General features: G+C 67.5%; 14 protein-coding genes. 8 read left to right on the top strand and 6 right to left on the bottom strand.

The window, feature by feature from the left end:
- Positions 1 to 20 precede the first annotated feature (20 nt).
- From ASG67_RS16500 to phbB, 4 genes are all read left to right on the top strand, one after another.
- Positions 21 to 1,703, top strand: a complete 1,683-nt coding sequence (locus tag ASG67_RS16500) for a class I adenylate-forming enzyme family protein (RefSeq protein ID WP_056532342.1) — start codon at positions 21 to 23, stop codon at positions 1,701 to 1,703.
- Positions 1,704 to 1,749: 46 nt separating this feature from the next.
- The gene (locus ASG67_RS16495; protein WP_056532340.1) at positions 1,750 to 3,954 is read left to right on the top strand and encodes a molybdopterin cofactor-binding domain-containing protein; all 2,205 of its coding nucleotides are present in this window, start codon (positions 1,750 to 1,752) and stop codon (positions 3,952 to 3,954) included.
- Between the two features lie 268 nt (positions 3,955 to 4,222).
- Positions 4,223 to 5,230 carry a ferrochelatase gene (gene hemH / locus ASG67_RS16490; RefSeq protein ID WP_056532338.1) on the top strand — a complete coding sequence of 336 codons (1,008 nt, stop codon included), beginning with the start codon at positions 4,223 to 4,225 and terminating at the stop codon, positions 5,228 to 5,230.
- Positions 5,231 to 5,260: 30 nt separating this feature from the next.
- Complete coding sequence (gene phbB / locus ASG67_RS16485) at positions 5,261 to 5,983, top strand: acetoacetyl-CoA reductase (protein ID WP_056532336.1); 723 nt, start codon at positions 5,261 to 5,263, stop codon at positions 5,981 to 5,983.
- A 71-nt stretch (positions 5,984 to 6,054) separates the two neighbouring features.
- Here the strand turns inward: phbB and ASG67_RS16480 are convergent, their stop codons facing one another.
- Together ASG67_RS16480 and ASG67_RS16475 are read right to left on the bottom strand one after the other, a co-directional pair.
- The gene (locus ASG67_RS16480) at positions 6,055 to 6,525 is read right to left on the bottom strand and encodes a hemerythrin domain-containing protein (protein WP_056532334.1); all 471 of its coding nucleotides are present in this window, start codon (positions 6,523 to 6,525) and stop codon (positions 6,055 to 6,057) included.
- 233 nt (positions 6,526 to 6,758) lie between these two features.
- Positions 6,759 to 7,091 (bottom strand): glycine zipper 2TM domain-containing protein, encoded by a 333-nt coding sequence (locus ASG67_RS16475; RefSeq protein ID WP_056532332.1) that lies wholly within the window; start codon positions 7,089 to 7,091, stop codon positions 6,759 to 6,761.
- Between the two features lie 164 nt (positions 7,092 to 7,255).
- Between ASG67_RS16475 and ASG67_RS16470 the strand changes: the two genes are divergently transcribed.
- Entirely contained in the window at positions 7,256 to 8,266 is a 1,011-nt protein-coding gene (locus ASG67_RS16470) for an esterase-like activity of phytase family protein (protein ID WP_235535263.1), read from the top strand.
- Between the two features lie 37 nt (positions 8,267 to 8,303).
- Here the strand turns inward: ASG67_RS16470 and rpmB are convergent, their stop codons facing one another.
- Positions 8,304 to 8,606, bottom strand: coding sequence for a 50S ribosomal protein L28 (rpmB, locus tag ASG67_RS16465; protein ID WP_056532328.1), 303 nt, complete (start codon positions 8,604 to 8,606; stop codon positions 8,304 to 8,306).
- 138 nt (positions 8,607 to 8,744) lie between these two features.
- On the opposite strand from rpmB, the gene ASG67_RS16460 reads away from it, so the two are divergent.
- Both ASG67_RS16460 and ASG67_RS16455 read left to right on the top strand, forming a co-directional pair.
- Positions 8,745 to 8,963 (top strand): hypothetical protein, encoded by a 219-nt coding sequence (locus ASG67_RS16460; protein WP_056532474.1) that lies wholly within the window; start codon positions 8,745 to 8,747, stop codon positions 8,961 to 8,963.
- A gap of 84 nt (positions 8,964 to 9,047) precedes the next feature.
- On the top strand, positions 9,048 to 9,476 hold the full coding sequence (locus tag ASG67_RS16455; RefSeq protein ID WP_056532326.1) for a nucleoside deaminase: 429 nt from the start codon (positions 9,048 to 9,050) through the stop codon (positions 9,474 to 9,476).
- A gap of 6 nt (positions 9,477 to 9,482) precedes the next feature.
- On the opposite strand, the gene ASG67_RS16450 is transcribed toward ASG67_RS16455, so the two are convergent.
- Positions 9,483 to 10,154: an OmpA family protein gene (locus ASG67_RS16450; RefSeq protein ID WP_056532324.1), complete on the bottom strand. Its 672-nt coding sequence runs from the start codon at positions 10,152 to 10,154 to the stop codon at positions 9,483 to 9,485.
- A gap of 162 nt (positions 10,155 to 10,316) precedes the next feature.
- On the opposite strand from ASG67_RS16450, the gene ASG67_RS16445 reads away from it, so the two are divergent.
- A complete protein-coding gene (locus tag ASG67_RS16445) occupies positions 10,317 to 11,618 on the top strand; it encodes a hemolysin family protein (RefSeq protein ID WP_056532322.1) in 1,302 nt (433 codons plus the stop codon).
- A 456-nt stretch (positions 11,619 to 12,074) separates the two neighbouring features.
- Here ASG67_RS16445 and ASG67_RS16440 read toward each other — a convergent pair whose 3' ends face one another.
- Together ASG67_RS16440 and ASG67_RS16435 are read right to left on the bottom strand one after the other, a co-directional pair.
- Positions 12,075 to 12,821, bottom strand: a complete 747-nt coding sequence (locus ASG67_RS16440) for a LuxR C-terminal-related transcriptional regulator (RefSeq protein ID WP_056532320.1) — start codon at positions 12,819 to 12,821, stop codon at positions 12,075 to 12,077.
- A gap of 38 nt (positions 12,822 to 12,859) precedes the next feature.
- Complete coding sequence (locus ASG67_RS16435) at positions 12,860 to 13,654, bottom strand: helix-hairpin-helix domain-containing protein (protein WP_056532318.1); 795 nt, start codon at positions 13,652 to 13,654, stop codon at positions 12,860 to 12,862.
- Positions 13,655 to 13,675: the final 21 nt, after the last annotated feature.

Below are 13,675 nucleotides of genomic sequence, written 5' to 3'. Positions count from 1 at the left end.
AAGACCAAGTGGAGAGAAGGATGCGGACCGAGCTCGACCGGAGAATGGACGAGACATTGGCGAAGGTGACGGGGCCGGGCGGCCCCCTGCCGCTGGGGTCGATCGCGCGTTGGGGGACGAACCTGCCGACGATCGCCGCCGCGCCGCCCTCGCTGACGCATTATTTTGCGCATTATTGCACGCAGCACGGCGACCTGACCTTTCTGGTCGCGGGTGAGGAGCGGTTGAGCTTCACCGAGACGTTTGCGGCCGCCGCCGGAGTGGCGCGGGCGCTGGTCGGGCGCGGTGTGGCGCGCGGTGACCGCGTCGGGATCGCGGGGCGCAATTCGCCGGCATGGGTCGTCACCTACATGGGCATCGTGATGGCGGGCGGGGTCGCGACGCTGTTGAACGGATGGTGGCAGACGGACGAACTGTCCGCCGCGATCGCCGACGTCGATTGCTCGCTGATCGTCGCCGATGGCCCACGGGCGAAGCGGCTGGCGCGGATCGAGGGGCTGGCGGTGCCGGTGGTCGAGCTGGACGATACCGCGCCGCTCGCCACCGCCATCGCGCCGTTGCTGGCGGGGACGGCGGGCGAGTTGCCCGATCTGGGGCCGGACGATCTGGCCACGATCCTGTTCACCTCAGGGTCGACGGGGCAGTCGAAGGGCGCGCTGTCGGATCATCGCGCGGTGCTGGGCGGGACGCTGAATTTCCTGGCGCAGGCGATCACGATGCTGGGCATCGCGACCGAGGACGGGAAGGCGCCGGTCGGCCAGCCGGTGACGATGCTGACGATCCCGCTGTTCCATGTGACGGCCGAGATCACCGTGCTGTTGCAGAGCTTCGCGATGGGTCGGCGCATCATTCTGATGGCGAAATGGGATGCCGAGGAAGCGATGCGGCTGATCGAGGCGGAGCGGGTGACGTATTTCGTCGGCGTGCCGCTGATGAGTTTCGAGATCCTCAACCATCCCGATCGTGCCAAATACGACCTGTCGTCGGTTACTGATTTTGCGGCGGGTGGCGCGCCGCGGCCGGTGGAGCATGTCCGCCGGATCGAGGCGGAGATGGGCGGATCGGCGCCGTTGATCGGATACGGCCTTACCGAGACGAACGCGGTCGGTAGTGGCAACTGGCGGACCAATTATCTCGCGAAGCCCGATTCGGCGGGTCGCCCCTCGCGCCCGCTGGTCGAGATCGCGATCGTCGACGATGCCGGGGTCCATCAGCCGCAGGGCGGGCGTGGCGAGATCGGCATTCGGTCGATCTGTAATTTCCGCGAATATTGGAACAACCCGGCGGCGACGGCGGCGGCGTACACCGCGGACGGATATTTCCGCACCGGCGACATCGGCTATCTGGACGAGGACGGGTATCTGTTCATCGTCGACCGCAAGAAGGACATCATCATCCGCGGCGGCGAGAACATCAGCTGTCAGGAGGTAGAGGCGGCGCTCTATGCGCATCCGGCGGTGCATGAGGCGGCGGTGTTCGGCGTACCGCACGACAAGTTCGGCGAGGTGCCGGTCGCGGTCGTCTATGTCGATGGCGAGCTGGTGGGGGCGGACGCGCTAGCGCTGTTCCTGGCCGAGCATATCGCAGCGTTCAAGATTCCGGCCCGCATCTGGATGGCCGATGCGCCGCTGCCGCGACTGGGGACGGAGAAGATCGACAAGGTGGGATTGAAGGCGACGTACCGGGCGATGGTACCGGCCTGAGCGGTAGGAGCGTGACTTTCGCCGTCGGCCGCCGGTAGAGCGGGGCATGGCAGGGATCACGAGGCGCGGGGTGTTGATCGGTGGTGGCGTCGGCGTCGGGCTGATCGCGGCGTGGGGGCTGTGGCCGCGCGATTATGCGCCGACGCTGGTGGCGGGGCCGGGCGCGCATGCGTTCGGGGCGTGGCTGACGATCGGCAACGACGGTCGCATCACCGTGGCGGTGCCACAGGCGGAGTACGGGCAGGGCAGCTGGACCGGGCTGGCCCAGATCGTCGCCGACGAACTCGGCGCGGATTGGCGCACGGTCGGCGTGGAGCCGGCGCCGCTCAACCCGCTCTATGGCAATCCGTTGGGGCTGAATGATCTGCTGGAGGGGATGCCCGCGATCCTGCCGGCCGATGTCCGGAGTGGTGTCGGCGCGTGGCCGGCGCCGATGCTGACGGCGGCGTCGAGTTCGATCCGGATGTTCGAGGAGCCGACACGGGCCGCCGCCGCCGCCGCGCGGGCGGTGCTGTGCATGGCGGCGGCGGCGCGGTGGGACGCGGCGTGGACCGACTGCGCGACGGCGGCGGGCTTCGTGACGCATGCGGGCAAGCGGTTGCGCTTTGGTGAGCTGGCGGCGGAAGCGGCGGGGCTGTCACCGCCCGATCCGTTGCCGATCGGCGTCGGCGGGGCGGGCAAGCTGATGGGGCAATCGCTGCCCCGGCTGGATGCGCCGGCCAAGGTCGATGGCTCGCTGAACTATGCGGCCGATGTGCGGTTGCCGGACATGGTGCACGCGGCGATCCGGCAGGGACCGCCGGGTGACACCAGGGTGGTGAGCATCGACCGCGCCGCCTCCACGCGGGTACGCGGGATGATCGCGGTGGTGGAGCGGCCGGGCTGGGTCGCGACGGTGGCGATCACCGGGTGGACGGCGCAGCGGGCGCTCGATGCGTTGGCACCGCGCTTCGCCACCAAGGGGCCGGTGATCGACGACGCGGCGATCGACGCGGCACTGGCGGCGGCGCTGGACGCGAAGGGCCAGCGGATCGCGAGCGTCGGCGATGTCGAGGCGGCGTTTCGCGGCGGGCGGCCGGTGAGTGCGACGTACCGGGCGCAAGCCGCGGTCCATGCAGCGATCGAGACGCCGGCGGCGGTGGCGTCGTTCGACGATGGCCGACTGCAACTATGGTTGCAGACCGAGGCGCCGGCTGTCGCGCGAGCGGCGGTGGCCGCGGCGACGGAATTGAGCGAGCAGGCGGTGACCGTCCATCCGATGGCGCTGGGCGGGTCGTTCGGTTTCGGGCTGGAACACGAGGCGGGCATTCAGGCGGCGCAGATCGCGATCGAGGTGAAGCGGCCGGTGAGCCTTGTATGGTCGAGGGGCGAATCGCTGCTCCACGATCGCTATCGGCCGCCGGCGCTGGCGCGGATGGAGGCGAGGCTGGGGGCGAATGGCGCGATCCTCGGCTGGCGGGCGGCGCTGGCGACGCCGGCCACGGGCCGGGCGCTGGCAGAGCGGTTGTTGCCGGGGCCGGGGGTGGCGACGGCGCTGCGGATCGATCCGGCGGATCGCTATGCGGCGGGGGGCATGACCTTGCCGTACCGGGTGCCGGCGTGTGCGATCGATCATCATGCCATCGAAACGGCGCTGCCGACCGGCCATCTGCGCGGCGGCGCGCATGGATATGGCTGTTTCTTCACAGAATGCTTCCTCGACGAACTGGCGCATGTCGCGCAGTCGGAGCCGGTGTCGTACCGGATCGGCATGCTGGGCGGCGAACCGCGGCTTGCCCGCTGCCTGTCGACCGCCGCGTCGCTGGGCGGGTGGGAGGGTGGCGTGTCGGGAAGCGGGCAAGGGATCGCCGCGCACGCCTTTCGCGGCAGCTACATCGCGGTGATGGCCGAGGCGCGGGGCGGCGCCGACGGGCGGCCGGTGGTGGAGCGGCTGGTCGCGGCGGTGGATTGCGGGCGGGTGGTGAACCCCGACCTGGTGCGGCAGCAGATCGAGGGTGGGCTGATCTTCGGACTGGCGCAGGCGCTGGGGGCGGCGACCGGCTTCACGCGCGGGCTGGCGGATGTGCGCGGGTTCGACACGCTGTGGCTGCCGCGGCTGGCCGACACGCCCGATATCACCGTCGAGCTGATCCGGTCGGACGAGGCGCCGGGCGGGGTCAGCGAGCTGGCGGTGCCGCCTGTCGCGCCGGCGGTGGCCAATGCGGTGCAGGCGGCGACGGGGGTGAGATTGCGGGCGTTACCTTTACTGTAATAACAGTGGGTTAGATATTAAGACGCGCGGAAAGTTAGGCTAAAGTTAGGCCTAAACGCACCCTATTTTATGGCGGTTCGGCGGGGCGGTCGGGCGGCGTCTTTCGATCGGCCGGACGTATAGCGGAGCGTGTGGGTGTAGGACAGCGGCGGCGCGTCAGGCCCGTTACCCGGCGGGCGACGTTGGAAGGGATAGCGCTGGGCGAGGCGGCGACTTATGGCGGGATGCGGCGTTGTGGTATCGACGCCTTCCGTCAGGACAGAATTTCATGACTTTGCCCCCCGGCCATCCCGCCATTCCGGCGCCGAAGATCGGCGTGCTGCTGATGAACCTCGGCACGCCCGATGGCCCCGATGTGAAATCGGTGAAACGGTATCTGGGCGAATTTCTGTCCGATCGGCGTGTCGTGGAACTGCCGGCGATCGCGTGGCAGCCGATCCTGCGCGGGATCATCCTGAACACCCGGCCCAAGAAGTCCGCGCACGCCTATAGCCAGGTGTGGCGCGAGGACGGATCGCCGCTGGCGGCGTTCACCCGGTTGCAGGCGGCGGGGCTGGCCGACGCGTTCGGGCCGGGCGTGCTGGTCGACTGGGCGATGCGATATGGCAGCCCGGCGATCGCCGATCGGTTGCAGGCGATGAAGGATGCCGGGTGCGAACGCATCCTGCTGGCGCCGTTATACCCGCAATATTGCGCGGCGACGACGGCGACCGCCAACGATCGGGCGTTCGCGCATCTGGCGACGATGCGCTGGCAGCCGGCGATCCGCACCCTGCCGCCCTATCATGACGATCCGCTGTATATCGGCGCGCTGAAGACATCGGTCGAACGATCGATCGCGGCGTTGCCGTTCGAGCCGGAGGCGATCATCGCCAGTTTCCACGGCATGCCGAAACGGACGCTGGAACTGGGCGATCCGTATCATTGCCATTGCCAGAAGACCGCGCGGCTGTTGCAGGCGGCACTGGGGCGGCCGGTGACGGTTGCGTTCCAGTCGCGCTTTGGCCCGGCCAAATGGCTGGGGCCGGCGACCGACGAGATGCTTGTCGAAATGGCGAAGGCGGGGACGCGCAGGGTGGCGATCTTCGCGCCGGGATTTTCGGCCGATTGCCTCGAAACGCTGGAGGAACTGGCGATCCGGGGGCGCGAATCGTTTGAGGAGGCGGGGGGTACCGACTTCGCCTATCTGCCGTGCCTGAACGACCAGGACGTCGGCATCGTCATGCTGCAGAAAATCCTGTCACGCGAACTTGAAGGCTGGATACGCCTGCCGTAGCGTCCTCTGAAACCAGGAGAGGAATACTGTATGGCACGTGTGGCAATCGTCACGGGCGGAACGCGCGGAATCGGCGAGGCGATCAGCCTGGCCCTGAAGGAGGCCGGCTTCACCGTCGCGGCGAATTACGCCGGCAACGACGAGCGCGCCGCCGCCTTTACCGAACGCACCGGGATCAAGGCGTATAAGTGGGACGTGTCGGATTATGATGCGTGCCAGACCGGCTGTGCCAAGGTCGCCGAGGAGCTGGGGCCGATCGACGTCGTCGTCAACAACGCCGGCATCACCCGCGACGGTACTATCCTGAAGATGACGTATCAGGCGTGGAAAGAGGTGATCGACACCAATCTGGGCGGTTGCTTCAACATGGCCAAGGCGGTGTTCCCGGGCATGCGCGATCGCAAATGGGGACGGATCGTCAATATCGGGTCGATCAACGGGCAGGCCGGGCAATATGGCCAGGTGAACTATGCCGCCGCGAAGTCGGGCATCCATGGCTTCACCAAGGCGCTGGCGCAGGAAGGTGCGCGGGCCGGCGTGACCGTGAACGCGATCGCCCCTGGTTATATCGACACCGACATGGTCGCCGCCGTGCCGCCAGAAGTGCTGGAGAAGATCGTCGCCAAGATCCCCGTCGGCCGGCTGGGCCAGGCGCACGAGATCGCGCGCGGCGTCGCGTTCCTGTGTTCGGAGGATGGTGGCTTCGTCACCGGATCGACGCTGAGCATCAACGGCGGCCAGCATATGTATTGATTGACCAGCCGGCGGGGCGGCGGGCGATTCGCGCGCCGTCCGGCCGGTGATCCTTGTCCAGTTGGGCGGGATCAGCCGCGAGCGCGGGGCTGGGCACGAGGTGGCGCGGGCAGGATGATCGCGCGGTTGTCCAGCAGCAGCATGACGATGGCGCGGCGCTGATCGATCAGGCCGCGTTCCACCCGATCGAGAATCGCGATCGTCTGGCGACGGTGATCGGCCCATGCCGTGCCGGCGCTGCCGTTGCTCCACCGCGTGACGAAGGCGCGGACGTCGGCGCCGAGTTGCGCACATTCCTCCTTCAGCGCGCGTGCCTGTTTCTGTTGCGACGGCGTGCCGAGGCGGATGACGGGATCGAAAATGTCGCGGTGCTTGAACAACTGGAACTCGACCAGCGTGCGCAGCAGCGCCCAGCGGATGCGGGCGAGGGCGGGCAGGTCCGCCTCACCTTTGGGATCGAGCAGCGGGCGCATCTGGCGGAACAGCGTGACGGATCGCGCATGGTGATCGTCGAACCGCTGCACTATCCATCCCGCCACCATTCGATTACCCCGTCCCGACCCTTGCCAAGACGACAAGGCGGTACGGATCGTTAAGCGAAACTTATCAAACCGGTACGGCGATCGATCTCGCCCGCTGCAACCGGAATGGGGCGGAATGGGTGTGCCCCAACGAACAAGGGGGCCGGTGCCAACAAGGCACCGACCCCCCGCCCTCGTTACGCTACGCGAGGGAACTGGTGGCACACCGGGCGCATGGCCCGGTGGCAATTAGGTTAGCGGCGGCAATAGCCGGGCCGGTCGGACCGTTCGACCGCGCGGCCGGCCAGGCCGCCGGCACCGGCGCCGAGCAGCGTCCCCATCGTCCGGTCGCCACGGGTATCGATGGTACGACCCAGCAGGCCGCCGGCGATCGCGCCGATGATGGCGCCGGTCGATCCGTCCTTGCACTGGCGCGGCCGATAATCGTTGCGACGCTCGCGGTAATCGCGCTGCGAATAACCATTGTCGCGATAGTAGCGACGCTGGGCATCGGCGGCGCTCACCGGCACCAGGGTAGAGGCGCCCATCGCGAGAGCGGCGGCGGCGAGTGATATCTTCTTGAACATTCTCATTCTCCCGGTCCTGGCTCGTCGTCGGGATGATCGCCCCGTCGTCGATGCCCATCGTCGATGAAAGTGTTCTGGACGATTCGCGTTGAGCCGACCCTGAATGCGGATGTTATCGCCCGTTCAGCCTTTCGGTTTGGTTACCATGGCGTAAGGCGAGGGCCATGAAACGCAGTATGGTGTGGCTGGCGGTGGTGGCGATGCCGTTGTTCGTCGGGGCCGGATGGTCGGGCGATGCGCGGTTGAGCCTGCTGGGGAACGACGCGCGGATGACCGCCCGGCGGGTGATGCTCGACCCGGACGACCCGGCGCGGCGGCGGGCGGGATCGCTGACATTCATAGGTGGTGTGGTGCTGACCAGTCCCGATCCGGCGTTCGGGGGGTATTCGGCGATGGCGATCGACGGCGATCGCTTCACGTTACTCAGCGACGACGGAAATATCGTTCGGTTCCGGCTGAAACCGGACTGGCGGGTCGAGGATGTGCGATTCGCTGCGCTGCCCGCCGGGCCGGCCACGGGCTGGACAAAGCGGTCGCGTGATTCGGAATCGATGGTGGTCGATGCGGCGGGCAACCGCGCGTGGGTGGGCTTCGAGGGGTTCAATGAGATCTGGCGGTATGATGCCGGGCTGGCGCGAGCACAGGCAGGCGTTGCGCCGGCCGCGATGGCGAACTGGCGCCGCAATGGCGGTATCGAGACGATGGCGCGGCTGGCGGATGGTCGCTTCGTCGCGATCAGCGAATCGACGCCCTATGGTGAATCATCGCGGGTCGGATTGGTCTGGGCGGCAGATCCGGTCGATGCGCCGGTGCCGGCGTTCCGGTTTCGCTATCGGCCGGCACCGCGATTCGATCCGGCGGACATGACGCAGTTGCCGGATGGCCGGCTGGTTGTGCTGGAGCGACGATTCGATCTGCTGTTCCGTTGGTCGAATCGGCTGGTGCTGATCGATCCACGCGCATTAACGCTCGGTTCGATCATCGAAGGGCGCGAGATCGCACGCCTCGCGGCGCCGCTGATCCATGACAATTTCGAAGGCATCGCCGCCCGCCGTGAGGGGGCAGCCACCGTCATCTGGCTGGTGTCGGACGACAACCGGCTGCCGCTGCAACGATCGTTGCTGCTGAAGTTCCGGTTGGACGACCGACATAACGAACCATCCGCCGGTCGATAACCGGCAGATGGTTCGTCATGACACCCGGTAAGGAGTGTCAGGCCGCGACGGTGGCGGTGGCGGCGCGCTTCTTCAGCACGTCGCGCTTCAGGCGGCGGCAGCGCAGCGACAGCTTGTCGTTGCTGGTCTTGGCCAGCCAATTGTCCAGACCGCCATTATGTTCGACCGAACGAAGCCCGTGCGTCGATACGCGCAGGCGCACGCTGGTCTCGAGAGCGTCGGACAGCAGCGTCACATTCTGCAGATTCGGCAGAAAGGTACGCTTGGTCTTGTTGTTGGCGTGCGAAACGTTGTTTCCCACCTGCCGGCCCTTGCCGGTCAGCTCGCAAATACGCGACATGATCGATTATCCTGGTTCGGGGGAATGCCCGGAAAGGCCGCGCGACTAGCCCTTGCCGGCGGGGACGTCAAGCTTTGGCGTATGCAACGGAGCGGCGATCACGACGTTGTTACGGTAACGAACCATAGGGAGAAGATGATGCGCACGCTGTTGGTATTGCTGGCCGTGGTTGCCCTGATCGTGGCGGCGCTGATGTATTTCGGCTTCATCTCGATCGATCAAGTGAAGCCGGGCGTGGTGCAGGCACCGCAGTTCCAGGCGGATGTGGCGCGGGTGTCGGTGGGCACCGAGAACAAGACGGTGGCGGTGCCGACATTGCAGGTCGAACGGCCAGCTAACGCCCAGTCGCCGAACTGACCCCCAGATACGCTATATAAGAGCCGCTTTACGTCCACCGCCCGGCATTGCAGGGCGGTGAACGTGATTCCGTTACCCGATCCCATGCGCCGGGCGCTCGATGCGGCGGCCGGTGCCGCTGCCGCTGGCGAGGTGCCGGTGGGGGCGGTGCTGATTCGGGAGGGCGTGGTCATCGCGGTGGCGGCGAATGCGCCGCGCGGGCTGTGTGATCCGACAGCGCATGCCGAGATGCGGGTGATTCGGGAGGGCGCGGCGTTGCTCGGCCGGGAGCGGCTGGAGGATTGCGACCTGTGGGTGACGCTGGAGCCATGCGCGATGTGCGCGGGGGCAATCGCGCACGCCCGGATCGCGCGGCTCTATTATGCGGCGGCCGATCCGAAGGGCGGGGCGGTGGAGCATGGGCCACGGTTCTTTGGCCAGCCGACCTGCCACCACCGGCCCGAGGTCTATGCCGGGATCGGGGAGCGCGAGGCGGCGGCGCTGTTGCGCGATTTCTTCGCCGCCCGGCGCTGACCCTTATTACCGCATATCGTTCTGGGTGATCGGCACGATCTTGATTTCCACCCGGCGATTTGCGGCGCGGCCTTCGTCGGTGTCGTTCGAGGCGATCGGTTGCGTCTCGCCATAGCCGCGGGTGCCGATGCGGGCGGTCTGGACGCCGCGGCTGGCGAGGTAGTCGGCGACCGAGGTGGCGCGGCGTTCGGACAGCGTCTGGTTGTACGCGTCGCTGCCGACCGAATCGGTGTGGCCGTACACGTCGATATAGGTCTGGTTGTACTGCGACAGCGTCTGCGCGACCTGATCGAGCGTGCGCTGGAACTGCGGCTGCACATTGGCGCTGTCATAGGCGAAGGTGATGCCCGACGGGATGTTGAGCACCAGATCGTCGCCACGGCGGATCACCTGCACATCGGTGCCGGCGGTGCGTTCGCGCAGCTCGCGTTCCTGCTTGTCCATGTAGGCGCCGATCCCTGCTCCGGCGAGGCCGCCGATGCCGGCGCCGAGCAGCTTTTCGGTACGGTCACGGCGACCGCCGACGACATCGCCGAGCAGATATCCGCCCAGCGCGCCGCCGATGCCGCCGATTGCGGTCTTCGAGATGCGGCGCTCGCCGGTAACGGGATCGGTCGTGCAGCCGGTGGTGACCATCAGGGCAGCCAGACCGGCGGCAAGGAAGGGATTGAATTTCATGGCAGGGCCTCTTCGATTTGATGGCAGATGAACCCGGACGATCGCAATGTTGTTCCGGTTGCGCACTGATCCTGTCCTTGTTTGCCAACGGGTTTGCACCGGCCGGTATTAATCGACGGTTGTCGCGTGGCGCTTTTCCCGGCAAGGAGCGTTCGCACGCCAATGGCACCGCTTCCCCCCTTCCCCTGGCTCGACGTCGTCATCATCCTCGCGCTGGTCGCGTTGAACGGCGTCTTTGCGATGAGCGAGCTCGCCGTCGTCTCGTCGCGCAAGGCGCGGCTGGAGGCGATGGCGCGCAGCGGCCGTTCCGGTTCGCGGGCGGCGATGTTGCTGGCGGCTGATCCCGGCAAGTTCCTGTCCTCGGTCCAGATCGGCATCACGCTGATCGGCATTCTGGCGGGCGCCTATTCGGGCGCGAGCCTCGGCACGCCCACCGGTGCGCGGCTGGAGGCGCTGGGCGTGCCGGCGGAGACGGCGGGGACGCTGGGTTTCGCGCTGGTCATCACGCTGACGACCTATGCCTCGCTCATCATCGGGGAGCTGGTGCCCAAGCAGATCGCGCTGCGATCGCCGGAGACGGTGGCGTCGCTGGTCGCGATCCCGATGCGCTGGCTGGCGGTATTTACCGCACCGCTCGTCTGGCTGCTCGATTCGACCAGCGCGCTGATCTTTCGCCTGTTGCGGCTGGACCGCAGCAACGAGGATCAGGTGACGGCGGAGGAACTGCACCTGATCGTCGCCGAGGCATCGAAATCCGGCGTGATCGAGGAGCATGAACGATCGATCATCTCTGGCGTGGTGCGGCTGGCGGACCGGCCGGTGCGGGAGATCATGACGCCGCGGACCGAGGTCGACTGGCTCGATTGTCGCAGCGACGAGGCGACGATCCACGCCCGGCTGTTGTCGACCCAGCATACCCGCCTGCCGATCGGCGACGGGTCGATCGACAACATGGTCGGCGTGGTGCAGGCGCGCGACGTGGCGGCAGCGCTGTTGCGCGGTGAGCGGCTCGATCTGCATGCACTGATGCGCAAGGCGCCGGTGGTGATCGACCGCATCGACGCACCCGACGCACTGCTGGCGTTGCGGCAGGCGGAGGTGCCGATGGCGCTGATCCACGACGAATATGGGCATTTCGAGGGGATCGTGACGCCGGCCGACCTGTTGTCGGCGATCGGCGGAACGTTTGCCTCCGACGCTGATCCTGACGAATCGCCCCCGGTCGTCGAGCGTGACGACGGATCGCTATTGGTGGCGGGTACGGCGTCGGCAGACGCGCTGGCCGATCGGCTGGGTATCGACCTACCCGAAGACCGCGACTTTGCGACCGTGGCCGGGCTGGCGCTGGCAGTCTTCCGGTATCTGCCGGCGGAGGGCGAGAGCTTTGTCGAGCAGGGCTGGCGGTTCGAGGTCGTCGATCTCGACGGGCGGCGGATCGACAAGCTGCTGGTGAGCGCGGTTTAGCCGGACCGGTGCGGTGCCTGGTTGGGGCGCTTTTGATCGTGGAAAGTCTCTAAAGTCACACGTTCCGCGTGTGCGCGCGCGCGAAGTCTATACGGGCGCCAGAAGTGGCGGTGAGAAAGAGCGGGAGTTCGTGGGTCTTACCTGAGGGCGTTGGCTGTAGGACAGGCGGCTTTTGGCCTTCGGATGGGATGTTCACGCGAAGGCGCGAAGGCGCGAAGCCGCGAAGAGGAGGGAGGCACGCGGAGACGCGGAGAGTTCCGTGTGGGGGGATGTTATATTTCACCGGCTTGTCACGCCGGATCGGCTGGTGATTGTCTGCCGAGGTCGTCCGGTGCGCGTCATCTCTGCGTTCTCCGCGTCTCCGCGTGAAATCACTTTTCTCTTAGCGGCTTCGCGAATTCGCGCGATCTCGCATTTTTTCCGCACTTTTGACGTTCGATCGAACTGATCCGTGTCTTAACGAGCGGAGAAGGTCAGGCGATAGGGTGTGGCGGAGATGCCGGTCGTGTCGCGGAAGTTCATGTACGGCGGGCCGTTGATGCCGATCTGGTACTGATGTCCGGCCACCGCTGTGCAGCGCAGGGTGAAGGTTCGTCGGTCGCGGGACAGCGCCGGTTTCGGCGCGCAGCCGGGGTAGGTGTCGGCCGAGAACTGGACGAAAGAATAGCTGTCGCCGGTCATCGGGCGGTCGAACGTCACCGACAGGTCGAACGGGCCGGCGGCGATCGTGGTGCCGAGGTGGGGCGTGGTGGCCACGACGCGAGGCGGGGTGCCGGGGGCGGGTGGTGCGTCGGCCATTGGTAGCCAGAAGGCGGCGACGGTGACGATCAGAAGCAGCATCAGGGCAAACCCACTGGTCAGGAGCAGCAGGCGTCGACCGCCTGTAGCCCGGAAGGCGGGCCGGAGCGCATCCGACCGCGGATCGGGAGGAGCGGCCAGCCCGATTTCCTGGGGCGCAGATAAATCGGGTGGCGGATCGGGTGCCGCGGTTTCGGGTGACAGGCGATCTGACTCGGCGAGCAGGCGGGCGGCTTCGCGACTGCTCGACACACCCAGTTTCTGTCGGGCGCCGCGCAGTCGGTCGTTAAGCGTGTGCACCGACATGCCGAGCCGTTGCGCGGCGGACTTGGCGTCGAATCCTTGCGCCAGCAGCCGAAGCGCGTCGCGTTCGCGTGCGGACAGTCGGTCGAGGCCGGGATGCATAGGGCGTTAGCGATGCCGACCGTTGGCGCCCGACCGTGTCAGAGGCGACCAAACACCGCTTCGAATCCGGCGCGGTCGCCGGTGGCGAGGAGGCGGGCCTGTTCTAACCAGCGGTCGCGGGTCATGCGGCCGGTGAAGGGGCCGAGCTGGGCATCGAGCGCCTCGGCCTGCTGTTCGGACAGGGCGGCGAGGTCGCCGACCGTGGTGATGCCGTGGCTGGCGAGACGGGTCGCGAGTTTGGGGCCGAGGCCCTTCAACTGGGTGACGGGGGTGTCGGCGGGGTTGGTCGCAGCGACGGGTTCGGGTGTGGGTGCCGGCACGGCGGCGGCCAGCGGTGCCGCCATGGGTGCCGGGGGCGTGTCGGCGGCGACCGAGGCGGGGGTGGCGTCGAGCGGCGCGGCGGCGGCGATCGGCTCGCCCACCAGCGGGGTAGGTTGTGTGGTCGGTTCCGCTACGGGTTCGGCCGGTGGTGGTGGCGGCGCCACGGGCTCGACCGGGATCGCGACCACCGGGGTGGGGGCCGGCGCAGGCGTGGGTGCCGGGGTCGGCGCGGGCGAGGGTGGCGGCGACGGTGCCTCGACGACGGGTGCCGGTTCGGGTGCCGGCTTCGCGTCCTCGGCGCTTGGCGTCATGCCGGCTTCGCGGGCGTTGATCTTCACCTGCCGCTCGGCCTGGGTGCGGATGCGCTTGCGGCGGATGCCGACGATGATGATCGCGATCGCCGCGATCGCCACCAGCAACATGAAGACCATGTGGACGGCGGTGATCGCGCCGATGCCGTCGGGCAGCAGGCTGGCGCCCGATTGGGACGCGGTGGCGCTGGTATCGTTCATAGCGGTGATCCTAGCGTTCAG

The sequence above is a fragment of the Sphingomonas sp. Leaf339 genome (assembly GCF_001426195.1).
In the GTDB taxonomy this organism is placed as follows: Bacteria; Pseudomonadota; Alphaproteobacteria; order Sphingomonadales; family Sphingomonadaceae; genus Sphingomonas.
The sequence above is the reverse complement of the archived record's forward strand: the minus strand, read 5'-3'. Positions and strand labels throughout refer to the sequence as shown.